The 25,373-nt window shown below is 68.8% G+C and carries 20 protein-coding genes; 14 read left to right on the plus strand and 6 right to left on the minus strand.

What is annotated here, in order from left to right:
- Window positions 1-75: 75 nt before the first annotated feature.
- The gene (locus BM172_RS17035; protein WP_026635664.1) at window positions 76-2,763 is read right to left on the minus strand and encodes a M1 family metallopeptidase; all 2,688 of its coding nucleotides are present in this window, start codon (window positions 2,761-2,763) and stop codon (window positions 76-78) included.
- A 316-nt stretch (window positions 2,764-3,079) separates the two neighbouring features.
- On the opposite strand from BM172_RS17035, the gene oxyR reads away from it, so the two are divergent.
- From oxyR to BM172_RS17050, 3 genes are all read left to right on the plus strand, one after another.
- Entirely contained in the window at window positions 3,080-4,030 is a 951-nt protein-coding gene (gene oxyR, locus BM172_RS17040) for a DNA-binding transcriptional regulator OxyR (RefSeq protein ID WP_026635663.1), read from the plus strand.
- Window positions 4,031-4,286: 256 nt separating this feature from the next.
- Window positions 4,287-5,276, plus strand: coding sequence for a polysaccharide deacetylase family protein (locus BM172_RS17045; RefSeq protein ID WP_026635662.1), 990 nt, complete (start codon window positions 4,287-4,289; stop codon window positions 5,274-5,276).
- Window positions 5,260-6,030 carry a formyl transferase gene (locus tag BM172_RS17050; RefSeq protein ID WP_026635661.1) on the plus strand — a complete coding sequence of 257 codons (771 nt, stop codon included), beginning with the start codon at window positions 5,260-5,262 and terminating at the stop codon, window positions 6,028-6,030. Before BM172_RS17045 ends, BM172_RS17050 begins: the two co-directional genes overlap by 17 nt.
- A 174-nt stretch (window positions 6,031-6,204) precedes the next feature.
- Here the strand turns inward: BM172_RS17050 and msrA are convergent, their stop codons facing one another.
- The 3 genes from msrA to BM172_RS17065 all read right to left on the minus strand — a co-directional run bounded on the left by msrA (window position 6,205) and on the right by BM172_RS17065 (window position 7,791).
- On the minus strand, window positions 6,205-6,858 hold the full coding sequence (gene msrA, locus BM172_RS17055; RefSeq protein WP_026635660.1) for a peptide-methionine (S)-S-oxide reductase MsrA: 654 nt from the start codon (window positions 6,856-6,858) through the stop codon (window positions 6,205-6,207).
- Between the two features lie 74 nt (window positions 6,859-6,932).
- Entirely contained in the window at window positions 6,933-7,463 is a 531-nt protein-coding gene (locus tag BM172_RS17060) for an adenine phosphoribosyltransferase (protein WP_026635659.1), read from the minus strand.
- Window positions 7,464-7,515: 52 nt separating this feature from the next.
- Window positions 7,516-7,791: a putative signal transducing protein gene (locus tag BM172_RS17065; protein ID WP_026635658.1), complete on the minus strand. Its 276-nt coding sequence runs from the start codon at window positions 7,789-7,791 to the stop codon at window positions 7,516-7,518.
- A gap of 167 nt (window positions 7,792-7,958) precedes the next feature.
- Here BM172_RS17065 and BM172_RS17070 point away from each other — a divergent pair, with 167 nt between their 5' ends.
- From BM172_RS17070 to phnD, 7 genes are all read left to right on the plus strand, one after another.
- A complete protein-coding gene (locus BM172_RS17070) occupies window positions 7,959-9,005 on the plus strand; it encodes a sensor domain-containing diguanylate cyclase (protein ID WP_051548783.1) in 1,047 nt (348 codons plus the stop codon).
- A 194-nt stretch (window positions 9,006-9,199) separates the two neighbouring features.
- Window positions 9,200-10,963 carry a glutamine--tRNA ligase/YqeY domain fusion protein gene (locus BM172_RS17075; protein WP_026635657.1) on the plus strand — a complete coding sequence of 588 codons (1,764 nt, stop codon included), beginning with the start codon at window positions 9,200-9,202 and terminating at the stop codon, window positions 10,961-10,963.
- Between the two features lie 2 nt (window positions 10,964-10,965).
- Window positions 10,966-11,523 carry a nucleoside deaminase gene (locus BM172_RS17080; RefSeq protein WP_026635656.1) on the plus strand — a complete coding sequence of 186 codons (558 nt, stop codon included), beginning with the start codon at window positions 10,966-10,968 and terminating at the stop codon, window positions 11,521-11,523.
- A gap of 6 nt (window positions 11,524-11,529) precedes the next feature.
- Window positions 11,530-12,282 carry a TVP38/TMEM64 family protein gene (locus tag BM172_RS17085; RefSeq protein ID WP_051548780.1) on the plus strand — a complete coding sequence of 251 codons (753 nt, stop codon included), beginning with the start codon at window positions 11,530-11,532 and terminating at the stop codon, window positions 12,280-12,282.
- Window positions 12,283-12,349: 67 nt separating this feature from the next.
- On the plus strand, window positions 12,350-14,290 hold the full coding sequence (locus tag BM172_RS17090; RefSeq protein WP_051548778.1) for an ATP-binding response regulator: 1,941 nt from the start codon (window positions 12,350-12,352) through the stop codon (window positions 14,288-14,290).
- 101 nt (window positions 14,291-14,391) lie between these two features.
- The gene (locus BM172_RS17095) at window positions 14,392-15,054 is read left to right on the plus strand and encodes a LuxR C-terminal-related transcriptional regulator (protein ID WP_026635655.1); all 663 of its coding nucleotides are present in this window, start codon (window positions 14,392-14,394) and stop codon (window positions 15,052-15,054) included.
- A 194-nt stretch (window positions 15,055-15,248) separates the two neighbouring features.
- Complete coding sequence (phnD, locus tag BM172_RS17100; protein WP_231504210.1) at window positions 15,249-16,235, plus strand: phosphate/phosphite/phosphonate ABC transporter substrate-binding protein; 987 nt, start codon at window positions 15,249-15,251, stop codon at window positions 16,233-16,235.
- Between the two features lie 108 nt (window positions 16,236-16,343).
- On the opposite strand, the gene BM172_RS17105 is transcribed toward phnD, so the two are convergent.
- The gene (locus BM172_RS17105; protein WP_051548775.1) at window positions 16,344-16,868 is read right to left on the minus strand and encodes a DUF3617 domain-containing protein; all 525 of its coding nucleotides are present in this window, start codon (window positions 16,866-16,868) and stop codon (window positions 16,344-16,346) included.
- Window positions 16,869-17,188: 320 nt separating this feature from the next.
- On the opposite strand from BM172_RS17105, the gene BM172_RS17110 reads away from it, so the two are divergent.
- Window positions 17,189-18,586 (plus strand): sensor histidine kinase, encoded by a 1,398-nt coding sequence (locus tag BM172_RS17110; protein WP_026635652.1) that lies wholly within the window; start codon window positions 17,189-17,191, stop codon window positions 18,584-18,586.
- Window positions 18,587-18,595: 9 nt separating this feature from the next.
- On the opposite strand, the gene def is transcribed toward BM172_RS17110, so the two are convergent.
- Window positions 18,596-19,135, minus strand: a complete 540-nt coding sequence (gene def, locus BM172_RS17115; protein ID WP_026635651.1) for a peptide deformylase — start codon at window positions 19,133-19,135, stop codon at window positions 18,596-18,598.
- Window positions 19,136-19,395: 260 nt separating this feature from the next.
- Here def and BM172_RS17120 point away from each other — a divergent pair, with 260 nt between their 5' ends.
- From BM172_RS17120 to BM172_RS17130, 3 genes are all read left to right on the plus strand, one after another.
- Window positions 19,396-22,908: a hybrid sensor histidine kinase/response regulator gene (locus BM172_RS17120; RefSeq protein ID WP_035323479.1), complete on the plus strand. Its 3,513-nt coding sequence runs from the start codon at window positions 19,396-19,398 to the stop codon at window positions 22,906-22,908.
- 134 nt (window positions 22,909-23,042) lie between these two features.
- A complete protein-coding gene (locus BM172_RS17125; RefSeq protein ID WP_026635650.1) occupies window positions 23,043-25,118 on the plus strand; it encodes a carbon starvation CstA family protein in 2,076 nt (691 codons plus the stop codon).
- Window positions 25,119-25,128: 10 nt separating this feature from the next.
- Window positions 25,129-25,323, plus strand: coding sequence for a YbdD/YjiX family protein (locus BM172_RS17130; protein WP_026635649.1), 195 nt, complete (start codon window positions 25,129-25,131; stop codon window positions 25,321-25,323).
- Window positions 25,324-25,373 lie beyond the last annotated feature (50 nt).

A 25,373-nucleotide genomic window follows, 5' to 3' on the forward strand; every position in this document is an offset into this window, starting at 1 on the left:
GCCCGGGCGAAAAAAAACCGGGCGGCTCGCGCCGCCCGGTTGGTTACTGCTGTCGTGACAAGCAGTGCCGGTCGATCAACGCAGGATCGCCGCCGGATCCTGCTTGCCCTTCAGCGCGGAGCACAGCAGCGTGGCCTCGGTGTTCTGCGCCAAGCCGCGCTCGGCGCCGGTGACTTCCTTCGCGCGGGTCTTGAAGAACTCCTGCAGGCGATCCGCCTCGGCCTTCGAGCAGCCGCCGCCGCCCATCAGGCCCGGCAGGCGACCGCCGGCGAAGCTGCCGGTGCGCGCCACGATCTTGTCGTAGTTCGCCACCGACCACTTCCACACCGCATCGCGGCCGGCCTGGGTGTCGCGGTTGCCGCGCAGCAGCGCGGCCATCTCGCCGACCTTGACCGACTTGTCCAGCGACAGGTCGCGCACGCGCTCGGCCTGCGCCGCATCGCTGGCCTCCGACAGGCCCGCCAGGATGGCGTTGCGCTGGGCCGGGTCGCTGGTCTTCGGCAGCTGGGCGATCAGTGCATCGACCGCGCTCTTGCCGTGCTCCTGCACCGCCACGCCGAGGGCGCTGCCGAGCAGGTTGGAGTCGGCGGCGGCAAAGTCCAGGCTGCCGTCGGCCTTGCCCTTGAGCACCGCATCGCCCTGCTTGAGCAGTTCCGCGCGCACTTCCGGCAGCTTCACGTCCAGGCCGAGGAAGTTGGCCAGGGTGGCGCGCTGCAAAGAGTCGCCGTCGGCCTCGCCGTCCTTGCGCTGGTAGCCCAGGCGCTGCAGTTCCGGCAGGTAGGAGGACTTGGCCCAGGCCACCAGCTTGGCGCGCTGCGCGTCGGTGGTGGCGAGCTGGTCGTAGATCCAGCCGAAGGTGTTCATCGGCGCGGTGGACACCTCGCGCACCTTCGAGGCGGTCAGCGGCTTGAGCGCGGCCAGCGCGGAACCGGCGTCGATATCGCCGCGGCGGAACGCGGCATTCACCGCGTCGCCATAGGCCAGCTGCTCGGCGTCGGCCAGCTTGCCGATCTGCTTGCCGAGGTTGGCCAGGTCGCTCTTGTCCATGCTGAAGCGGTAGTAGCCGCTGCCGTTGGCATTGGGCATCACCCAGGTCTGCGCGGTGGCGCCCGGCAGCGCCATGGTGCCCTGCGCCTTGTCGAGCAGTTCGCAGGCGACCTTGCTGCCGTCGGCGGTGGCGTAGCGCACGCACACCGGCACGCCCCACAGGTGGTTGGCGTCGCCGGTGCTGCCCAGCGGCAGGTAACGGCTCTGGCTCAGGTGCAGCACGGTCTTGCCGCCTTCCTGCGCCAGCCTGGTCTGCACGTAGGGCACGCCCGGCTGGTTGAGGAAGCTCTTGAACGCGTTCTTGAAGTCCTCGCCCTTGTCGGCGGCCTTGGCGATCGAGTCGATCAGGTCCTCGGCAGTGGCATTGCCGAACTTGTGGTCCTGGATGTAGGCGCGCATGCCCTTCTGGAACACCGGCTCGCTGACATAACCCTCGAACATGCCCAGCACCGCCGCACCCTTCTGGTAGGTGATGCCGTCGAAGGCGGTCTCGATGTCGCCGTTGCCGGTGATCGGCTGGCGGATCTTGCGCGTGGTAACCAGGCTGTCGCCGTTCATCGCACCCTGCGCGCCGCGCACGCGGTCGAGGTCGGCGCGGTATTCCGGATGCACCTTCTGGGTGACCTTCTGCTGCATCCAGGTGGCGAACGCCTCGTTGAGCCACAGGTCGTCCCACCAGCCCATGGTCACGGTGTCGCCGGTCCACTGGTGGGCCAGTTCGTGCGCGGTGACGTTGAAGGAGCCGCGCACGTACTGGGCGGCGGAATCCTTGTCGAGCAGCAGCAGCCAGTCGCGGAAAGTGACCAGGCCCGGGTTCTCCATCGCGCCGGCGGAGAAGTCCGGCGCGGCGAGCAGGTCGAGCTTGTCGAACGGATAGCCGAAGCCGTAGTAGTCCTCCAGCGCCTTGATGATGCTCGGCGTCTCGCCCAGCACGTGCTGCATGCGGTGGCCTTCGCCCTTGGCGGCGATGCCGCGCAGGTCGGTGGACTGCTTGCGGTACTCGGAAGCCGGGATGGTCGGACCGTTGACCACGTCCCACGGACCCACGCCGAATGCCACCAGGTAGGTCGGCAGCGGCTGGGTGGTGGCGAAAGTCAGCGTCTTCCAGCCGGCGGCAGCCTTCTCTTCCTTCACCTGCTTGGTGTTGGCGATGCCGACTTCATCGGCGGGGATGGTCAGCTTCAGGTCGAACGGCGTCTTGAACGAGGGCTCGTCGAAACCGGGGAAGGCGAAGCGCGCGCTGATCGGCTCCATCTGCGTCATCGCGTACGGCTGGCCTTCGTGGCTGACCTTGTACAGGCCCTGCAGCTGCTGGTTGAGCGGCGCGGCGTATTCGATCGCGACGGTCAGCTCCTGCGGCTGCATGGTGCCGCCGAGGTCGATGCGCACCACGCCTTCCTTCGGTGCCGCCTCCACGTACTTGCCGGCGTGCGTCTTGCCCTTGGCGTCGGTGATGGTGACCTTGCTCACCTTCAGCTCGCGGCCGTGCATCCAGATGTGGTCGGAGGCCTGCTCCAGCTTCAGCTTGATCACGGTGGTGCCGGAGAAATCCTGCTGCTTCGGATCCACCTTGAAAGCCAGCTGATAGGACTCCGGCATCGCCCAGCGCGGCAGCTTGCCTTGCGGCTGGTCGGAGGCGGCGGGGGTGGCGGCCAGGGCGGCGCCGCAGGACGCGGCAAGGACGCTCAGCACGAGCGGGCGGACGAAACGACGCATGAGAATTTCCCCAGGGGACACAAAGAGCCTTGCAAGCTAGGAGCTGGCATGACTTCGGACACAGTGCCAGAAGACATGGCATTCCCGCTGCTGCGCAGCATCGCGCTTCGCTTCGTGCACGAAAAAAACCGGCGGCGAAGAGGCTTCGCCACCGGTGGGGAACCGCGCGCCTGCGGGGGGAGGGGCAAGAGTGGCGCGCGGATGGAGCAAGACTTGGTGAGGCGAAGATTAGGCATTTCGCACGGATTGTTCTAATTGATTGTTCTCATGATCGTGATAGATTCCGGCTATTGTCCTGCCTGCCGCGGCCCGCCTGATGAATCTGCGCGATCTCCAATACCTCGTCGCCCTGGCCGAGCACCGGCATTTCGGCCGCGCCGCCGAGGCCAGCTTCGTCAGCCAGCCCACCCTGTCGACGCAGATCAAGAAGCTGGAGGACGAACTGGGCGTGCCGCTGGTCGAACGCACCCCGCGCAAGGTGCTGCTGACCGAGACCGGCCGCGAGATCGCCCGCCGTGCGCGCGGCGTGCTGTCGGAGGTCGACGAGATCAAGGCGATCGCGCAGCGCACGCGCGATCCGGAATCCGGCACCTTGCGCCTGGGCATCTTCCCCACCCTCGGCCCTTACCTGCTGCCGCACTTGGTGCCGCTGGTGCGCCAGCGCTTCCCGCGGCTGGAACTGCTGCTGGTGGAAGAGAAGACCGAGCAGGTGATCCGCATGCTGCGCGAAGGCTCGCTGGATGTCGGCGTGCTGGCCCTGCCCTTGCACGAGGACAGCCTGCACACCGAATTCCTGTTCGAGGAACCCTTCGTGCTGGCCGTGCCGGAGAATCATCCGCTGGCGCACAAGAAACATCGTCTCAAGCTGGGCGACCTGGAAGACGAAAGCCTGCTGCTGCTGGAAGACGGCCATTGCCTGCGCGACCAGGCGCTGGAGGTGTGCCAGCTGGCCGGCGCCGGCGAACGCTCGGGTTTCCGTGCCACCAGCCTGGAAACGCTGCGCCAGATGGTCGCCGCCAATGTCGGCATCACCCTGCTGCCCACGCTGGCGATCAAGCCGCCGGTGGCGCGCACCGATAACGTGCACCTGGTGGAATTCGCCGGTCATCCACCCAGCCGCCGGATCGCGCTGGTGTGGCGCAAGAGTTCGTCGACTGGCACATTTCTGAAACGCTTCGCCGAGGTGATCCGCGGCATGCCGCCCGAACTGCTGCGGCCGGAACTGAACGGAGCCAAGCCGGCGAACCGCCCGCGCGCCTCGACCTAAGAGCCTGTAGCGCCTGGATGTGCGTGCGCACACAAACGGCCACTTAAACGGCGGATCCGCTCGGGGCCGCCCCCTCATCAAGCCTTCATATTGGCGCCAGAACAATCCGCGAGATTGTTCGCTCGACGCACGCCTCGAGGCTGAACAAAGGGGGGCAGAAGGACTGCCTGGATCGCCACACGCCGCCTGCGCGGCGCGGCGGACGATGCACGGCGGAATGCGGCGGCGAATCAGATCACGAGGTTAAGTGCAGACCATGCCGGGCATCTTCACCGTCTCGCTGGATCTCGAGCTCTATTGGGGTGTGCGCGACGCGCGCAGCATCGCGAGCTACGAATCCAACCTGCGCGGCGAGCGGGATGCCATCCGCGGCATGCTGCAGCTGTTCGACGAACACGCCGTCCACGCCACCTGGGCCACGCTGGGCTTCCTGTTCTACAAGGACGCCGACGAACTGCGGCGCAACCTGCCGGAGGTGCTGCCCGACTATCGCCGGCAGCAGCTGTCCTCGTATCGATACCTGCAGGAGCATGCGTGGAATACCGCGGACGACCCGTATCACTTCGCGCCGGAGATGGTCGAGCTGATCCGCGATTACGACGGCCAGGAAATCGGCACGCACACGTTCTCGCATTACTACTGTCTTGAGGATGGACAGACGCTGGAGGCGTTCCGTGCCGACCTCAAGGCGGCGCTCGCCGCGGCCCGTTCGCATGGCATCCCCATCGCCAGCCTGGTGTTCCCGCGCAACCAGAGCAACCAGGAGTATCTGGCGGTGCTCGACGAGCTGGGCATCGCCTGTTATCGCGGCAATGAGAACGCGGCGTTCTATACGCCGCGCAACCAGCGCGAACAGAATCTGATCGTGCGCGCCTCGCGCCTGCTCGACTCGTATATCAACTTGAGCGGCTACCACACCTACGCGCTGGAGGACTGCGCGCGCAGCCGTCCGTTCAATATTCCGTCCAGCCGTTTCCTGCGGCCGTATTCGCGCTCGCTCGCGCCACTGGAGGGCCTGCGCCTGCGCCGCATCAAGCGCGCCATGCTGGACGCGGCCACCGGCGGACGGCTGTTCCACCTGTGGTGGCATCCGCACAACTTCGGCGCGAATACCGCACGCAATCTCGCCTGCCTGGCCGAAGTGCTCGGCTACTACGGCTATCTGCGCGAGCGCTTCGGCATGCAGTCGCTCAACATGGGCGAAGTGGCCAACTTGCTGGAGGACATGCATGCCGGCCAAGCCTAGGATCGCTTTGCTCGCGGGCGAGGGTTGGTCGACCAACGCGATATACAATGGCTTGCGCGACGAATTCGAGATCGTCGCGGTAATCGTCGAACGCAAGCCCTCCGCGCTGAAGATGCTGCGCTATCGCGCACGCACGCTGGGTTGGTGGGAAACCTTCGGCCAGTTCTGCTTCATCCTGTACAGCCGGCTATTGAGCCGCGCCGCAGACATGCGCATCGCGATGCTGATGCATCGCCATGGCCTGTCGGATACGCCGATACCCGGCATCGCGATAACCCCTGTCGACAGCGCCAACCACAAACGCGTTGCCGCATTGCTGAAGAAGCTGGAGCCGCAGGCCGTAGTGGTGAACGGCACGCGCATCCTGTCGAAGAAGCTGCTGGCGGCGGTGGATGCCCCATTCATCAATACGCATATGGGTATCACGCCGGCGTATCGCGGCGTGCACGGCGGTTACTGGGCGCTGGCGAACGACGATCGCGAGCGCTGTGGCGTGACCGTGCATCTGGTGGATGAAGGGGTGGATACCGGGGGTGTGCTGTACCAGGCGCGCATCGAGGTAGAAGAGGAAGACAGCTTCGCCACCTATCCGGTGTTGCAGTTGGCGGCGGCCTTGCCGTTGATGAAGGCGGCGCTGCGCGATGCTGCCGAGGGCACGCTGACTCCGCGCGCCGGTGAGGGCTCATCGAAGCAGTGGTATCACCCCACGTTGTGGGGATACTGGAAAACCAAGGCTAGCCGCGGCGTGAAATAAGAAAACTCTTCTCCCTTCCGGGGAGAAGATGCCGGCAGGCAGATGAGGGGCTGGGGCTCGCCCAAGCTTTTCTATGAAGCGAAGAGCTCTTTAGCTTATCGCCAGGTCAGCGCCGCGCTCCGCCCGCCCCCTCACCCCAACCTCTCCCCGGACGAGAGAGGGGGCAAGTCGGCGTCAGCCGCCGGTGAGGCCAATGGGGCAAGTCACGCCCGTACCGCCCAGCCCGCAGTAACCCCCGGGATTCTTCGACAGGTACTGCTGGTGCTCCGGCTCCGCGTAATAGAACGGGCCGGCGTCGGCGATCTCGGTGGTGATCCGGCCATGCCCTGCGCGGCCCAGCTCCGCCTGGTAGCGCTCAAGCGATGCCTCCGCCGCCTCGCGCTGTGCCGGCGTGGACGTATAGATGGCCGAACGGTACTGCGTACCGACATCGTTGCCCTGCTGCATGCCCTGGGTCGGATCGTGGCTCTCCCAGAACGTGCGCAACAGGGTATCCAGGCTCACCTGCGCCGGGTCGTACACCACCTGCACCACTTCCGCGTGCCCGGTCTCGCCGGAACACACTTCGCGATAGGTGGGATTGGGCGTGTAGCCGCCGGCGTAGCCGACCGCCGTGGTCAGCACGCCGGGCAGCTGCCAGAACTTGCGCTCCGCGCCCCAGAAGCAGCCCATGCCGACCTGCAGCACCTCGCTGCCGGGGAAGGACGCCGGCGTCAGCGGCCGGCCGTGTACATCATGGGCCGCGGGCGGCGCGATGGCCTGCGTGCGGCCGGGCAGCGCCTGCTCGCGCTGGGGCAGACGTTGTTTCCAGGCACCGATACCGAGCATGGCGATTCTCCTGCTTTCGAGAGTGGACAAAGTGGCGTCGATCGACCGGCTTCTCAACGCCCTGCCCGCGCTCCTCAGTAGCGCAGCAACGCGTGCAGCGGCGTATTCCCGGGCAGGCGGTGGCGGCCTTGCAGGGCTTCCAGCTCGATCACCACGCTGGCGCCCACGCGCACCGCGCCCAGCGTTTCGACCAGCCGGCAGGCAGCGTCCAGGGTGCCGCCGGTGGCGAGCACGTCGTCGACGATCAACACTCTTTCGCCCGGACGCAGCGCATCGTTACGTGCCTCCAGGCGGTCCTTGCCGTATTCCAGCGCGTAGTCGACCGACACCACCGGCGGCGGCAGCTTGTTGGGCTTGCGCAGCGGCACGAAGCCGGCGTGCAGCTTCTGCGCTAGCGCCGCGCCGAAGATGAAGCCGCGCGACTCGATCCCGCACACCGCCTGCACCCCGCTGCCCTGCCAGGGCTCGGCCAGCGCGTCGATGCAGCGTGCGAAGCCACCGGCATCGGCCAGCAGCGGCGTGATGTCGCGAAACACCACGCCCGGCTGCGGAAAATCGGGAACGGCGCGGATCAGCGCCTCGATCTGTCGGAGATTGGATTCCATGGGAGCGGGCGCTGCCTGTGCTGCGAAGAGGAACGCGCAAGCATAGCGCCGCTCAGGCAGGCATGAACGACGGCGCGCCGTCGTCGATTTCCTCGTCCAGCGCCAGCCGCGCATCGGCCAGTTCGCGCTCCACCTCGCGCACCACCGCCGCGGCGGCGGGCAGGCTCGCTTCCGGCACCAGCACGGCGACGTAGTCGAGCGCGGGCAGATTGCCGACCGCGCCGGTGAGATATTCGCCGGCGACGAAGGCGGGGATTTCCGCGCGTTCGAGCGCGTCCTTCACGAGGTGGGCGTCGATCAGGGTCTCGGCTCGGTAGGCGATGCGCATGCCGGCAAGCTACCCCCCGTCCGCTGGAGCCGCAAGAGCTTGCCGAGCCGGCCGTGCGGCCTAGTGGCAACCGCGCGGACGCTGCTTTAAGGTCGTCCACGGAAGGCGGCTCTTTTAGGGGAAGAGGCGGAATGTCTAGTGCGGCACGGGAAGGACACCTCAGGTTCGTGACGCGGGTCTACCGCCTCCGCCTGCTCGGGCTCGGGCTGGGCGCGCTGCCGGTCGCCAGCGTGCTCTACCAGCTGCACGCCGCGTGGTGGCTGTGGGGCCTGCTGGCCGTCAATGCGCTGGTGTGGCCGCACCTGGCCTATCTGCGTTCCACCCGTTCGCCGCGCCCGATCGAAGCCGAGCACGCCCACCTGGTGATCGATGCGGCCATCGGCGGCGCCTGGGTCGCGCTGATGCAGTTCAACCTGCTGCCGAGCGCACTGCTGGTGGCGATGATGGCGATGGACCGGATCAGCGCCGGCGGCCTGCGGCTGGTGCTGAAGTCGCTCGCGCTGCAGGTGGCCGTGTGCCTGGCGGTGTGGTGGCTGGATGGCTTCCGCCTGCAGCCGGTGTCGACCACGCTCAACGTCATGGCCTCCATCCCGATGCTGGTGATCTATCCGGTATGGATGAGCATGGTGAATTTCACCCTGACTCAAAGGGTGCGCCAGCAGAACCGCCAGCTGGACCAGCTCAGCCGCACCGACGCGCTGACCGGCCTCAACAACCGCAACCACTGGCTCGAAGCGGTCGGCGTCGAATGGCTGCGCTACCAGCGCAACCAGCGTCCGGCCGCGCTGATCCTGCTCGACGTGGACGGCTTCAAGCAGATCAACGACCGCTACGGCCACGCCGCCGGCGACCAGCTGCTGGGCGACCTCGCCCGCCTGCTGCAGCGCGGCCTGCGCGACGTGGACACGCCCGGCCGCCTCGGCGGCGACGAATTCGGCATCGTGCTGCCGGAGACCGACCTGGAGCGCGCCAGCGCGGTGGCCGAGCGCATCCGTCTGCTGGCCGAGAACAGCCGCCCCGAACGCAGCGACCAGCACATCCCATGGACGATCAGCCTGGGCGTGGCCTCGGTGGGCGAGGACGCCCGCGACGTCGGCGCCTGGATGCGCCAGGCCGACCTGGCCCTGTACCGGGCCAAGGCGCAGGGCCGCAACCGCGTCTGCGTGGCGCCGGCCCGCGGCGGCGGCAGCCGTGTGGCGCCCACGCCGGCCTGAGCGGCCGCGCCTGACGGCGCAAGGGAATAGAGAATCGAGAATAGGGAATCGAGCTTGGGGTCATGCAAACCTCGCGCTCCGCTCACAGCGCTTCAGATCGCCGTGACCCGCTCTTCCTATTCCCTATTCTCCATTCCCTATTCCCTCCAAGGTAAACTTGGCCGTTTCAGCCAATCACCCGCGAGCCCCGCCCGATGTCGACCGAACCCGCCGCCGCCGAAACCACGTCCGCCAGCGCCGCCCCGGCCGAGGGCCAGCGTGACTTCGTGCGCCAGATCATTCGCGACGACCTGGCGAACGGCAAGCACCACGCCATCCGCACGCGTTTCCCGCCCGAGCCCAACGGCTACCTGCATATCGGCCACGCCAAGGCGATCTGCCTGAACTTCGGCATCGCCCGCGAATTCGCCGGCTGGTGCAACCTGCGCCTGGACGACACCAACCCGGGCAAGGAAGACCCCGAGTTCGTCGAGGGCATCAAGGACGACGTGCGCTGGCTCGGCTACGACTGGCACGACCTGCGCCACGCCTCCGACTACTTCGAGGTGTTCTACCGCGCCGCGGTCAAGCTGATCGAGGACGGCCACGCCTACGTCGACGACCTCAACGCCGACGAGATGCGCGAATACCGCGGCACGCTGACCGCGCCGGGCCGCAACTCGCCGCACCGCGAGCGCAGCGTGGCGGAAAACCTGGACCTGTTCCGCCGCATGCGCGAGGGCGAATTCGCCGACGGCGCCAAGACGCTGCGCGCGAAGATCGACATGACCTCCGGCAATATCAACATGCGCGACCCGGCGATCTACCGTATCCGCCGCATCCCGCACCAGAACACCGGCGACGCCTGGCCGATCTACCCGATGTACGACTATGCGCATTGCCTTTCCGACGCGCTGGAAGGCATCACCCATTCGCTGTGCACGCTGGAATTCGAGGACCACCGCCCGCTGTACGACTGGTTCGTCGACAAGGTCGACCTGGCCAACCATCCGGAGCTGTGGACCCACCTGCGCGAAGGCGGCTTCAAGACCGAGCCGGCCAAGCCGCGCCAGATCGAGTTCTCGCGCCTCAACCTGAGCTACTGCATCACCAGCAAGCGCAAGCTTGCCCAGCTGGTCAACGAACGCCTGGTCGACGGCTGGGACGATCCGCGCATGAACACCCTGCGCGGCCTGCGCCGCCGCGGTTTCACGCCGGGCGGCATCCGCCTGCTGATCGAGCGCCTGGGCGTGAGCAAGCAGAACAGCGTGATCGACTACGCCATCTTCGAGAACTGCGTGCGCGAGGACCTCGACGCCAGCGCGCCGCGCCGCCTGGCGGTGCTCGATCCGCTCAAGCTGGTGATCACCAACCTGGCCGAAGACCACGAGGAAACCCTGTCCTTCGCCAATCATCCGAAGGACGAGAGCTTCGGCACGCGCGAGGTGCCGTTCGCGCGCGAGCTGTGGATCGAGCGCGAGGACTTCGCCGAAGTGCCGCCGAAGGGCTTCCACCGCCTCAAACCCGAGGGCGAGGTGCGCCTGCGCGGCGTCGGCATCGTCAAATGCGAGGAACTGGTGAAGGACGCCGCCGGCAACGTGATCGAGCTGCGCTGCACGCTCGACCTCGACTCGCGCCAGGGCATGCCCGGCGCCGACCGCAAGGTGAAGGGCACCATCCACTGGGTCAGCGCGCGCCACGCGGTGGCCGCCGAAGTGCGCGTGTACGACCGCCTGTTCAACGTGGCCGCGCCGGACGACGAGAGCGACGGCAAGACCTGGATCGAGCACATCAATCCGGAAGCCAAGCGCATCGTGCAGGCCTGGGTGGAACCGTCCGCGGCCGCCACCGCGCCGGAGCAGCGCTTCCAGTTCGAGCGCCTGGGTTATTTCGTCGCCGATCGCGTCGAGCACGGTGCGCAGAAGCCGATATTCAACCGCACCGTCACCCTGCGCGATACCTGGGCCAAACAGGCATGAGCATGCTGCCGCTGCAGATCCACCTGACCCTGCCGCCGTGGCTGGGCGACCTGGTCGATACCGGCAAGCGCTATCTCACCGACGAGGAACGCGTGGACCTGGCCATCCAGCTGTCCAGCCACAACATCGAGCATGGCCTGGGCGGTCCGTTCGGCGCGGCGGTGTTCGATGCGCACGGGCGCGTCATCTCGGTCGGCGTCAACCGCGTGGTGCCGCAGACCTGCTCGGTGGCGCACGCCGAGATGATGGCCTACATGGCCGCGCAGCAGCGCATGGCCAGCTTCCGCCTCAACGCCGACGGCGGCCGCTACACCCTGGCCACCAGCGCACAGCCGTGCTGCCAGTGCTACGGCGCCACCGTGTGGGCGGGCGTGGACGAGCTGCTGATCGGCGCACGCGCCGAGGACGTGATGGAGCTGACCGCGTTCGACGAAGGCCCGCTGCCCGCCGACTGGGTCGGCGAGCTGGAACGCCGCGGCATCGCCGTGCGCCGCGACATCCTGCGCGACGAGGCGCGCGCCGTGCTGGCCGCGTACGGCGCGCGCGGACAAAGCTACTAAGCCCGCGTGAGCCGCCTGCGCGCCGCGCTGCCGCTGCTCCTGCTGGTGCTCGCCGGCGTCGTGCTGTTTCTCTCCGGCGCGCTCGACCAGCTGCATCCCGAGCAGCTGGTGCAGCACCAGGACCAGCTGCGCGCCCAGGTGACCGACAGCCCCTGGCTGAGCCGCATCGCCTTCATCGGCGTGCTCACGCTGGCGATGTCCACCGGCGTGCCCGGCACCGTGCTGATCATCATGGCCGGCGGCTTCGTGTTCGGCACGTTGGAAGGCACGGCTTACGCCTCGGTCGGGCTGACCCTGGGCACGCTGATCCTGTACCTGGCCAGCCGCTACGCCTTCGGCAACGGCGGCCGCCATCCGCCGGCGCTGATCGAACGCATCCACCATGGCTTCGAACAGCACCCGGTCGCCTACACCCTGTTCCTGCGCTTCGTGCCGGTCGCGCCGTTCGGTCTGATCACCGTGTGCCTGGCCTGGCTGCGCTGCCCGCTGTGGCTGTTCCTCGGCGCCAGCTGGCTGGGCGGCACGGTGTCGCTGGTGTTCGAGACCTCGATCGGCGCCGGCCTGGGCGAAGCGCTCGCGCGCACGCATGGCCGCTTCGACAGCTCGATCCTGCTGCAGCCGAAGATCCTGCTCTCGCTGGGCTGCATCGCCTTGCTCGCGCTGCTGCCGCTGGTGCTGGAACGGGTGCTGCGGGGACGCCTGCGGCGGGCCTCCTCAGCCTCGCGACAGGCATCCGGGCTACCTCCTCAAGCCGACTAGCTCCGCCACCCCCGTTTCGCGCTAGGCTCAGCGCGCCGGCGCCTCGCGCCGCATGGGGAAAGCATCGATGGCCGTCGCCGGGGCGAACTGGACGGTACGCTTGTGGAGGCGTACGTCGCTGATGCAGCGGCTGGCCTTCATCGCCCTGGTGCCGACCCTGGTCACCGCCGCCCTGCTGGTGGTGATGCTCACCCGCTACCAGCTCAACACCCTGCGCGGCATGGCGCAGAGCACCGCCGATGCGATCGCCACCCAGGCCGCCTCGGTCTCCGCCGAAGCCATCCGCAACATGCAGCGGCGCGATCTGAAGCGCATCGCCGAATCGGTCGGCGACCTGCCGCATGTCGCGCACGTGCAGATCCGCGCCGCCGACGGCGAGATCCTCGCCGACAGCCGCGGCGACAGCGCCGCCCGGGCGCGCGAAGTGCTCACCGTGGTGCGCGATGTGAAGGACGGCGACCAGCCCCTGCAGCCCGCGCTCGGCTCGGTGCTGATCGACCTGAGCCTGGGCGAGGCGATCGCCGCGCAGCGCGCCAGCCTGCGCAACGCCCTAATTGCGCTGGCGCTGGCGCTGTTCATTGCCGGCGTGGTCGGCTGGCAGGCCGCGCGCTGGATCAGCGCCCCGCTGCGCCGCCTGGCCGGCGCGGTGCACAAGCTCGGTCGCGGCGACCGGCGCGTCGAAGTGGAAGTCACCGACGAGAACGAGATCGGCGAACTGCAGCGCGGCTTCAACAGCGCCGCCGCCGCGCTGTTCGACGTGCAGCGCGGCATGGAGCAGGAGATCGAACACGCCACGGTGGAGCTGGCGCGCAAGAACGCCGCGCTGGAAGCGGCCAGCGTGGCCAAGGCGCGCTTCCTCGCCGCCGCTTCGCACGACCTGCGCCAGCCGCTGTATGCGCTGACCTTGTTCTCCTCCTCACTGTCGGTGGACGAGCGCGATCCGGTGCGGCTGGATCGCATCGCGCATATCCAGGAATGCGTCGAGGCGCTGGATCACCTGTTCAGCGAACTGCTCGACCTGTCGCGCCTGGAAACCGGCGCGATGCAGATCGAGATCAGCGAATTCCCGCTCGACCACGTGTTCGAAGAAGTCAGCCGCAACTTCCGCATGATCGCCGAGCAGCACGGCCTGCGCCTGGTGATGCGCACCACCCACCTGTGGGTACGCAGCGACCGCACCATGCTGGCGCGCATCCTCAACAATCTGGTCAGCAATGCGCTGCGCTATACGCATGAAGGCGGCGTGCTGGTGGTGGCCCGGCGTCGCCACGACGGCACCGTGCGCGTGGACGTGTGGGATACCGGCAGCGGCATCGAGCCGGAACACCAGGCGCGCGTGTTCGACGAGTTCTACCGCGTCGACCATCACGGCAGCGGCGAGCACGACTCCGGCCCGCGCCGCGGCCTGGGGCTGGGCCTGGCCACGGTGCAGCGCCTGGCGGAGCTGCTGGATACGCGGGTACAGCTGAAGTCCACGCCGGGCCGCGGCAGCGTGTTCAGCCTGCACCTGCCGGAAGTGCCGCCGCAGCATCCGGCGCGCCTGGAGGTGGAAGAAGCGGCGCTGGATGTCTCGGGCATGCGCGTGCTGGTGATCGACGACGAACCGGCGATCCTCTCCGGCATCCGCTATCTGCTGCGCAGCTGGGGCTGCGAAGTGGCGGTGGCCGAAGATCGCGTGCAGGCGCTGGAAGCGATGGAAACCTGGGTGACGCCGCCGGACCTGGTGATGTCCGACCTGCGCCTGCGCGACAACGAGAACGGGCTGGATGTGCTGGCCGAGCTGGATCGTCGCTACGCGGAACTGGGCTTCGAGCCGTTCCCGCGCCTGCTGATCACCGGCGAGACGCGCAGCGACCGCCTGCGCGCCATCATGGCCGCGCGGATTCCGGTGCTGTACAAGCCGGTCTCGCCCGAGCAGCTGCGCGAAGCGATGGTCACCCTGCGCGTGACCGGACGGGGCGTGCCGATCTCCACGGCCGGGTTCACGCCCCTATCACCTAGCGTCTAGGCCATATGGCGAAGCAGAGCGCGGTTGCTCCGGCCAAGCGCTGGCACTATGTTTCATCCGCGCGCCATGAGGGACGGGGAGCTGGGCGCCTGGGGAGCGACATGCGGATACTGATCGCGGACGACCATCGGCTGATCGTCGAAGGAGTCAAGCTCAAGCTCGCCGAGCTCGGGCCGGAGACTGATTTCGCGGTGGCGCAGGACGTGGACGAACTGCGCGACCTGATCCGCAGCGAGGACGCGCGCCAGCTCAAGCTGGCCATGATCGACCTGGCCATGCCGGGCGCGCACGGCACCTCGCATCTGCTCGAAACCATCCGCGCGCTGCCGGGGCTGCCGGTGATCGTGCTGTCCGGCTCGGAAGATCCGGCGCTGATGAAGGAACTGCTGTCCGCCGGCGCCCGCGGCTTCATCCCGAAGGCCTATTCGCCCGAGGTGATGCTCTCGGCCGTGCGGCTGGTGCTGTCCGGCGGCACCTATGTCCCGCCGATGATGCTGGACGAGCGGCACGTCGCCGTGCCGCCGCCGCCCGGCGCATCCAACGGCATCGATACGCTGGAAGAGCGGCTGCGCAAGCTGCTCACCGAGCGCCAGATCGACGTGCTGCGCCTGCTGTCGCAGGGCAAGCCGAACAAGCTGATCGCGCGCGACCTGGGCATCAGCGAGGGCACGGTGAAGATCCACCTGGCGGCGATCTTCCGCGCGCTCAACGTGCGCAACCGGGTCGAGGCGGTGGTGGCTTCGCGGCGCATCAGCGGCCTGTAGGAAACCTCATGACGTGCGGCGCGCCCGCTTCCGGCGGCGCGCCCATGGCGTATGCTTCGGCCCCATCCGGGGTGGAGGAACCGCCCCGACACGGCGACCCGTTCGCCGTCCGCCGGGGGAGAGAGGCGTTGCGCAAGGGACGGACCGCAGGCTTACGGCATGGCCGGTCGCGACTGGCCAAGGCGATTTTTTTCGTGCTGCGCGCCATGGCGCTGCTGATGGCGGTGCTGGCCGGCGCCGCCACGGCCGCTCCCGCGCCGGGCGAACGCCCGCTCACTTTCGGCATCCTGCCGATCGGCGGCCCCTCCGAGTCGCTGGAAGCCTGGCGGCCGATGCTGGACGACATGGAGCGCAGCCTGCATCGCAGCGTGCGGCCGCTGTCGGTGAGCACCTACGAAGGCCTGGCGCAAGCCTTGGCCGAGGATCGCATCGACCTGGCCTTCGTCTCCGGCAAGCTGGCCCTGGACGCGGTGGCGCGCGACCGCATGCGCGTGCTCGCCCAGCTCACCCGCGGCGACGGCTCGCGCGGCTATTACTCGGTGCTGCTGGTGGAGAAGAACTCGCCGATCCGCAGCGTGGACGACATCTTCCGCCAGCCGGGGCATTGGCGTTACGCGCGCGGCGAGGCGCTGTCGGTGTCCGGCTATGTGGTGCCGGAGACGCAGCTGTTCGCCGGCCGCGGCCTGGATTCGGACACCTTCTTCGCCAGCGTCGCGGTGGACAACCACCAGAACAACGCGCTGGCGGTGGCCAACCGCGAAGCCGATGTCGCCACCAACAACACCGCCGACCTGGAACGCTTTGCCCAGCGCTTTCCCGAGCAGTACGCGCGGCTGCGCGTGCTGTGGAAGTCCAACCTGATCCCGCACGCGGTGGTGATCGTGCGCACCGACCTGCCGCCAGAGCTGCGCCAGCGCATCGCGGCGTTCTTCACCGGCTACGCCAAGGGCAAGAACGGCGCGGCGGAACTGGCCAAGCTCAAGCTGATCCACGACATCAGCGGCTTCGCCCCCGCCGGCAACGACACCCTGCTGCCGTTCGCGGACATCGCCTGGACGCTGGAACGGCGGCGCGCGCTGGGCGCGCAATGGGTGAACAGCGCGGCGCTGGATGCGCGGCTGAAGAAACTCGATACCGACCACGAGGCGCTGGTGAAGCGGCTGAACGCCTCGTCGCCGTAGGTTGGGGTGAGTCGCAGGCGAACCCCAACAGGAGCATGGGGCTCGCCTCGCCAATCATTCATCGAAATCTCGAACGTTCGTTGGGGTTCGCCTGCGGCTCACCCCAACCTACTTGGCCTTCGCCATATCGTTGAGATTCACCTTCTGCCCGTTCGGCAGGATCATGTCGCCCGGCTTCTGCCCGGCGGCGCAGGCGCCGACCCACTTGCCGCTGCTGTCGACGTCGGCTTCGCTATGGCCCATCACCGCGGGGTCGTACTTGACGTGACCGGTGGTGCGGTAGGCGCTGTCGCCCTGGAAGCGCGTCTCGCTGTGGCTGGTCATGGTGATGTTGCCCTGCGGGCCGGGCAGGTTGCATACGCCGTCGGCGACCACCGCGCCGTCCTTCACGGCGAGCGAGAACTTGCTGCACATCGAGCCGCTCATCTGCGCGCCCATCTGGTACATCGCCTTGTCGGTCGCCTCGTCCAGGCACACCTTCATGGTCTGCGACTGGCCGCCGGCCATGCCCATCTGCATCTCCCACAGGCCGGCCTTGCGCTTGGGCAGGTTGGCGGGAAGCTCCACGGCGGCCGCGGAGGCGGCCAGGCACAGCAGGGACAGCGCGAACAACGGACGGAAACGGATGGACATGGGCTTTTCTCCAGAGCCTCGGTGGTGGCCCGGCGGGCCCCTGGCCGCGCAAGGTAACGGCAAATGATGGCGGCGTCATGCACGGGCGCGGCGCCATACGCCGAGAAGCTAGGTCGAACAGCGTATCGAATGGCCCTGGCGCCTCGCCTAGAGTGGTCGCATGCCATGGATGGGCTCCAAGGCGCCCATCGCGCCTCGCCTACAACCGCTGCCGCGACCATTCATGTCCACGACTACCGCCGTGCCCCTGCCGCAGTGCCCTGTTTCAGCCCGGCCATGGGAACTGCCCGGCCGCAGCCGGCGCGGCGAAGGCTGAGCGCATGGCCAGCGAGTCCCTCCTCCGCCGGCTGCTCCTGGACGCCGTACTGCCCGCGACGCTCGCGGCACTGGTGCTGGTCACCGTACTGACCGTGCAGGTCGCCGGCATGCAGGGCGAGCGCGCGGACGCGCGGGCCGCCCTGCGGGTGGAACAGCTGGCCGGCGCGCTGGCCGCGGACCAGGCGCTGGCCGCCCCGCAAGGCTTCCTGGACGAGGCCCGCCGCGACGGCCTGCTGCGCCAGGCGGGGCTGAGCTACCCCGACGGCCCGGCATGGAACAGCGGCAGCGCCCTGCCCGACCAGGACGCCGGCAACTACCGCCGCGAGCTGGCCGGCACCGCCGGCAACCGGCCCTGGCTGACCGCGCAGGCCGACCTGGGCCCGCTGCGCCGCGCGCAGGCGGTGACTTGGCTGCTCGGCGCGCTGTGCGCCTGCGGCATCCTGCTGCTGGGCTGGCTGGCGCGCTGGTCGTTGCGCCGCCACGTGCTGCGGCCGCTGGCCGAGCTGCGCCGGGCGCTCGAGGAAGACCGCCTGCCGCCGCTGGCGGTGACCGCCTCCACCCGCGAGTTCGCCGAGCTGGAGCGCGCGCTGGAACACTGCCTCGCCGATGGCTGGCCGCGCGCCTGGCATTCGGCGCGCCAGGACGTCATGCGCCAGCGCCATGCCGCGGCCCGCGGCAAGTCGCGCTTCATCGCCCTGGTCAACCATCATCTGCGCCAGCCGCTGCAGGCGCTGCAGCTGTTCGCGGCGAACTTCGATCCCGGCCCCGACCAGGACCAGCAGGCCCTGCTCGCGCATATGCGTGCCAGCGTGAGCTCGATGACGCGCCTGCTCGAAGGCCTGCTGGAGATCTCGCGCCTGGACGCCGGCGTGGTGGTGGTGCGGCCGGCGGAATTCAGCGCCGCGGAACTGTTCCTGCACGACCGCACCTGGCTGGCCGAGGAAGCCGCGCGGCGCGGCGTCACCCTGATCTGGCGCGGCAGCCACCACCGCCTGCACGGCGACGCGGAACTGGCCGCCGGCCTGCTGCTGCAGCTGGCCAGCAACGCGATCGCCAATGCGCCGATGGGCCGCGTGCTGATCGCCGCGCGCCGGCACGACCATGCCGTGCGCATCGAGGTGCGCGACAACGGCCCGGGCATCGCACAGGACCACCAGCAGCAGATCTTCGAGGAATTCGTGCAGCTGCCCGACGCGGAGAATCCGCGCCGCGACGGCTACGGCCTGGGCCTGACCATCGGCGACCGGCTGGCGCGCCTGCTCGGCACGCATATCGGCCTGCGTTCGGCGCCGGGCCAGGGCAGCACGTTCTGGTTCGACCTGCCGGAAGCACCGCTGGCGGAACGGCGCGCGCCGCGCGGGCGCCACGGGCCGTGGAGCGCGTGGCGGCGCGCGGGCTGAGGCGCCGGCTTATTCGTCCGCGCCGGGATCCATGCCGGGGAACAGCACTTCGGTGAAGCCGAACTTGCCGAAATCGGTGATGCGCGACGGATACAGCCGGCCGATCAGGTGATCGCATTCATGCTGCACCACGCGCGCGTGGAAACCCTGCGCATTGCGGTCGATGTGCTCGCCCTTCGGATCGATGCCCTGGTAGCGGATCATGGTGTAGCGGTTCACCGCGCCACGCAGGCCGGGCACCGAGAGACAGCCTTCCCAGCCTTCTTCCATGTCCTGCGACAGCGGCATGATCACCGGATTGAGCAGGATGGTGCGCGGCACTGCTGGCGCGTCCGGATAGCGCTCGGAACTGTCGAAGCCGAAGATCACCAACTGCAGGTCGATGCCGATCTGCGGCGCGGCCAGGCCGACGCCGCCGGCATGGTGCATGGTGTCGAACATGTCCTGGATCAGCGTGTCCAGCTCGGCGCAGCCGATCATCGCGTCGGGCACCGGTGGCGCCACGCGCAGCAGGCGCGGGTCGCCCATCTTGAGAATCTCGCGGATCATGCTGGCCTCGATGCGTTGGCGTTGCGTTCTGACTGAGGGCCGCGCGGCGCCTTTGCAAGGCGCGGCGGGGGGCGCCAGCTTAATCCCGGCGGGGTGCGCCGTGCAGGCACCGTGAACCCGGAAACAGCAGGCGCATGGCCGATGCGGCATCATCGACCCGCTACGCCGGCGAAGGATGGGCCGGCTGCGCCGGGGGCACCGCATCCACCCATACCACCTGTTTTGGCAAGGCGCCGCCCGGCCGGCGAGGAGATCGACTGTTGTTTTCCGCCCTGATGCTGCAAACGCTGCTGGCCGCCGCCGGTGCCGGCGCGCCGCCACCGGCCTGGACCGTGCCGAGTTTCCGCAACTACGGCATGGCCGAAGGCCTGCCGAGCAGCAATATCGATGCACTGGCACAGGACGGCCAGGGCTATGTGTGGGTCGCCACCGAATCCGGGCTGGCGCGCTACGACGGCGAGCGCTTCCGCGTATGGCGGCACGATCCGCGCGATCCGCGTTCGCTGCCGGCGATGCCGCTGGCCACCCTGATGGTGGACCCGGACGGACGCCTGTGGGGCGGCAGCCGCGACGGCCTGGTGCGCTACGACCCCGCGCAGGGCAACTTCGACCACTGGCGCCGCGACCCGGCCGATCCGGCCTCCGCCGGCAGCGACGACGTCACCGCGCTGGCGCGCGCGGGCCAGGGCCCGCTGTGGGTCGGCCATTTCGACGTGGGCCTGGACCGCATGCGCGCGGACGGACGCGGCTTCGATCACCTGCGCCACGATCCGGCCGACCCCGGCACGCTGTCGTCCGACACGGTGTATTCGCTGCTGGCGGATCCGGACGGCACCCTGTGGATCGGCACCGGCCGGGGACTGGACCATCGCGCGCCCGACGGACGCATCAGCCACGTGGCATTCGCGCGCCCCGACGACGCCTTCCGCGACAAGCCGCTGAAGATCTACCAGCTCGCCCGCCTCGGCGGCACGCTGTACATCGGCAGCAACCGCGGCCTGTACGCGCTGGCGGCGGATGCGACCGGCGCCGTGCCGGTGGCGCCGGAGGTGCTGCCGCAGAAGCTGATCTATTCGCTTGCCGCCGACGCGCAGCACCGCCTGTGGATCGGCACCAACGAAGGCGTCTACCTGCGCGACGCCGACGGCACTTACCGCCGCCTCGAGCCGCGCCCGCTGCTGCGCCACGGCCTGCCGAACGGCTTCATCGCCCAGCTGCTGCGCGACCACGAAGGCGGCATGTGGATCGGCACCTACAACGGCCTGGCCTATCTGTCGCCGCGCTGGAACGACTTCCAGTACGTCACGCATGTTCCGGAGAACCCGGACAGCATCGTGCCCGGCGCGTACCACGCCGTCGCCGGCAACCGCGGCGATCATCTGTGGATCGCCGGCAGCAACGGTGCGATCGATCGCCTGGACCTCGCCACCGGCAAGGTGCGCCATCTCGCGTTCCACCTGCCGCAGGGGCGCAGTGCCAATGCCATCCGCGAGGATGCGCGCGGCCGCCTGTGGATCGCCTCGGCCAGCGGCAGCTTCGTGCTCGACGGCGACAAGGCCATCGAGCTGGAAGCGCCGATGGCCGAACGCATCCTGTTCGGCCCCGACGGCACGGCCTATCTGCAGAACGACGACGGCGTGTACGCCTGCGATCCGGACACGCTCAAGGGGCATCCGCTCGACTTCGGCCCGCGCGCCAGAAACCTCACGTTCGCCGATATGCACCTGTACGACGGCGCGCTGTGGTTCGCCACCAGCGCGGGCGTGATGCGCTGGACGCCTGGCGATGCGCAGGCCAGCTTCATCGAAGGCGTGCCGGCGACGGCTTTCCACTTCCTGGGTCTCGGCGATGGTCGCTTGTGGCTGCTCGACGACGAGAACCTCAGCGTGTTCAAGCTGGATGGCCAGCGCGCCGTGCCGGCCGGAAGCTATCCGCTGTATCGCCAGCACCCGCTCAGCGATGTGCTGGGCATGCATGTCGACGGGCCGGGCCGCGTGTGGTTCTTCTCGCGCAGCGGCCTGTGGCGCTTCGACCCGGTCAGCGGCAAGGTGCGCGAACCGGGCCTGGAACAGGGCCTGCCGGAAAGCCAGTTCACCAACGTCAGCCACGCCAGCTTGTGGGACGGGCGCGTGGCGGCGGCGACCAACGAAGGCATCGCGATCTTCGCGCCGAACGCGCTCGGCGAATATTCGCGCGAGCCGCGCATGCGCCTGGAAGACGGCAGCGTGCGCCGCGGCAACCAGACGCTGCGCCTGGCCGCGGACGCGCAGCCGTGGCGGCTGCAATGGAGCGACCGCGATCTCACCGTCAGCGCGCGCGCCCTGACCTACCTGGCGCCGGAGCGCACGCGCTATCGCTTCCGCCTGGACGGGCTGGACAGCGACTGGGTCGACACCGGCGCGCGCGGCGACCGCAGCTTCACCCAGCTGCCCGGCGGCGACTACGTGCTGCACGTGCAGGCGGCCGGTCCCGATGGCGCCTGGGGCGAGCTGCCCGCACTGCGCATCCATGCGGACAGTCCGCCCTGGCTGCGCTGGTGGGCCTGGCTGGCCTATGCGCTGCTGCTGGCACTGCTGTTCGCCGCGCTGCTGGCAGCCATGCGCCGGCGCCAGGCACAGCGCCACCGGCTGGCCCTGATCACCCAGGAACATCAGCTGGCGCAGGCGGCCAGCCGCGCGAAGACGCAGTTCCTGGCCGAGCTGGGGCACGAGATCCGCACCCCGATGACCGGCGTGCTGGGCATGGCCGAACTGCTGCTCAGCCGTCCGCTCGGCACGACCGAGCGGCATTACGCGCAGACCATCCGCAACTCCGGCGAGGTGCTGCTGACCCTGGTCAACGATGCGCTGGACCTGGCGCGCATCGAGGCGGGGCGGCTGCAGCTCAATCCCGCGCCGTTCGATCCCCATGCGCTGCTGCTCGACGTGGCCGACCTGCAGCGCGGCAAGGCGGTGAGCAAGGGCTTGTCGCTGCAGGTGCACGTGCGCGAAGGCGTGCCGGCGCATGTCCACGGCGACGCCGTGCGCGTGCGCCAGATCCTGCTCAACCTCAGCGGCAATGCGCTGAAGTTCACCGAGCGCGGCGAAGTGCGCCTGACCCTGGACACCGACGGCGACGGCCTGGTGTTCGTGGTCAGCGACACCGGTCCCGGCATCGCGCCGTCCGACCAGGCCAAGCTGTTCCGGCACTACCAGCAGCTGGACGGCCCGCAGCGCGGCTCCGGCAGCGGCCTGGGCCTGGCCATCTGCCGCGAGCTGGCCACCTTGATGGGCGGCCGCATCGCGCTGGAATCCGCGCCCGGCAAGGGCAGCAGCTTCCGCGTGCACCTGCCGCTGCCCGCCACGGCCTCGCCGGCCGAGCGCGTGGCGCGCGGCGACAGCGGACCGCGCTGGCGGCTGCTGTTGCTGGAGGACGAGCCGACCGTGGCGGCGGTGATCGCCGGCCTGCTGGAAGCGCAGGGGCACACGGTGGAGCACGTGCCGAACGCGCTGCGTGCGATGGAAGCGCTGGAACGCCAGCGCTTCGATGCCGCGCTGGTCGACCTGGACCTGCCCGGCCTCGACGGCCTCCAGTGGGCGGGGCTGGTGCGCTCGCGCGAACACGAGGACCGCCTGCCGATGATCGCCATCACCGCGCGCTCCGGCGGCGACGAGGAAAGCCGCGCCCGTGCCGCCGGCATGGACGGCTTCCTGCGCAAGCCGCTGCACGGCGAACAGCTGGCGCAGGCGCTGGCGGCGGTGCTGGTGGATGCACCGGCGGAGACCGCCGGCTGAATTTGCGGCGCCGCCGCATGCCGTGGCGCCGCTGCAGCATTCGACCAATGGCTAATGCTCGCGCGCGCCCAGGGCATTGACCCCCGCCAGCGCGGGGCGGACTCTTGCGAAAGAACGTCCGAGGGAGTCCCTTCATGCATACCGCCGTTACCAAACCCAGTCCCGCAGGCAAGATCCTGTGGGCCGCCATCGCCATCGTCGGCGCATGGTGCCTCGGCGTCGTGGCCCTGCGCCGGGGCGAGCCGATCAATGCGATCTGGCTGGTCGCCGCGGCGATCGCCGTGTTCGTGATCGGCTATCGCTTCTACAGCAGGTTCATCGACACGTACGTACTGCGCATGGACCCCTCCCGCGCCACGCCTGCCGTGCTGCGCAACGACGGCCTGGACTACGTGCCCACCGACAAATGGGTGGTGTTCGGCCACCACTTCGCCGCGATCGCCGGCGCCGGCCCGCTGGTCGGCCCCGTGCTCGCCGCGCAGATGGGTTATCTGCCGGGCACGCTGTGGATCCTGTTCGGCGTGGTGTTCGCCGGCGCGGTGCAAGACTTCATGATCCTGGGCCTGTCGGTGCGCCGCGATGGCCGCTCGCTCGGCAACATGCTGCGCGACGAGCTCGGCCCGGTGGCCGGCATCGTGGCGATGTTCGGCGTGCTGGTGCTGATGATGATCGTGCTGGCGGTGCTGGCGCTGGTGGTGGTCAAGGCGCTGACGCACAGCCCCTGGGGCACCTATACGGTGGCCTGCACCATTCCGATCGCGCTGCTGATGGGCATCTATCTGCGCTATATCCGGCCGGGCAAGATCCTCGAAGTGTCGATCGTCGGCCTGATCCTGCTGTTGCTGGCGATCTGGTCCGGCGCTTACGTCGCCGCCTCGCCGGCCTGGGCCGCCGCGTTCGACTTCGACGCCAAGGCGCTGGCCTGGCTGCTGATCGCCTACGGCTTCTGCGCCTCGGTGCTGCCGGTGTGGCTGCTGCTGGCGCCGCGCGATTACCTCAGCACCTTCCTCAAGATCGGCACCATCGCGCTGCTGGCGCTGGCCATCTTCCTGGCCGCGCCGACGCTGCAGATGCCCGCGCTGACCAAGTTCGTGGACGGCACCGGCCCGGTGTTCCAGGGCAACCTGTTCCCGTTCCTGTTCATCACCATCGCCTGCGGCGCGGTATCCGGCTGGCACTCCATCATTTCCTCCGGCACCACGCCCAAGCTGCTCAGCAATGAGGGCGAGGCGCGCATGGTCGGCTACGGCGGCATGCTGATGGAGGCCTTCGTCGCCATCATGGCGCTGATTGCCGCCGCCTCGATGCATCCGGGCGTGTACTTCGCGATGAACTCGCCCGCCGCGCTGATCGGCACCACCGCGCAGAGCGCGGCCACCGCCATCAGCCAGTGGGGCTTCGTGGTGTCGCCCGACGAACTGTTGAACACGGCCAGGAACATCGGCGAGAGCAGCATCCTCAGCCGCGCCGGCGGCGCGCCGACCCTGGCGGTGGGCATGGCCCAGCTGCTGCATGGAATCATCCCGGGCGAAGGCATGATGGCGTTCTGGTACCACTACGCGATCCTGTTCGAAGCGCTGTTCATCCTGACCACGGTGGACGCCGGCACACGCGTGGGCCGCTTCATGATCCAGGAGATCGCCGGCCTGATCCACGAGCCGCTGAAGCACACCGAATCCTGGACGGGCAACCTGATCGCCACCGCGATCTGCGTGGGCCTGTGGGGTTATTTCCTGTACCAGGGCGCGGTCGATCCGCTGGGCGGCATCAATACGCTGTGGCCGCTGTTCGGCATCGCCAACCAGATGCTCGCCGCGGTGGCGCTGATGCTGGCCACGGTGGTGACGGTGAAGCTCAAGCGCGAGCGCTACGTGTGGGTGCCGGGCATCCCGGCGATCTGGCTGGTGGTGTGCACGCTCACCGCGGGCTATTACAAGCTGGTCGGCTCGATCAGCTTCACCGCCGCGGCGCAGAAGTACGCGGCCGCCGCCGCCGAAGGCAAGCTGCTCGCACCGGCCAAGAGCGTCGCGGAGATGCAGCGCATCGTCACCAACAACTACGTGGACGCCGCGCTCACCGGCATCTTCATGCTGCTGGTGGTGACCATGGCCGGCTTCGCCATCAACGCGATCCTGAAAGCCTGGCGCGTGAACCATCCCACCGCCCATGAAGAACCCTACGTGGCGCTGGAAGGCGCACCCACCCGCTGAGGGCCCGACCATGACAGCCAGCTTCCAGGCATTCCGGAAATGGGCGGTGCAGACCGCCCGCCTCTGCTGCGGCGTACCGGACTACGACGTCTATGTGAGGCACCTGCGCGAGCATCATCCGGAGCGCAAGGTGCCCACTTATGCGGAGTTCTTTCGCGAGCGGCAGGTGGCGAGATACAAGGGGACGGGCGGGCGCTGTTGCTGAGCCGCTCGTGTCGCTCTTCGAAGGCCGCGCAGCGATGCGCGGCCTTTGTT

Origin of the sequence: Dyella marensis, assembly GCF_900112865.1 — a bacterium.
Lineage (GTDB): Bacteria > Pseudomonadota > Gammaproteobacteria > Xanthomonadales > Rhodanobacteraceae > Dyella_D > Dyella_D marensis_A.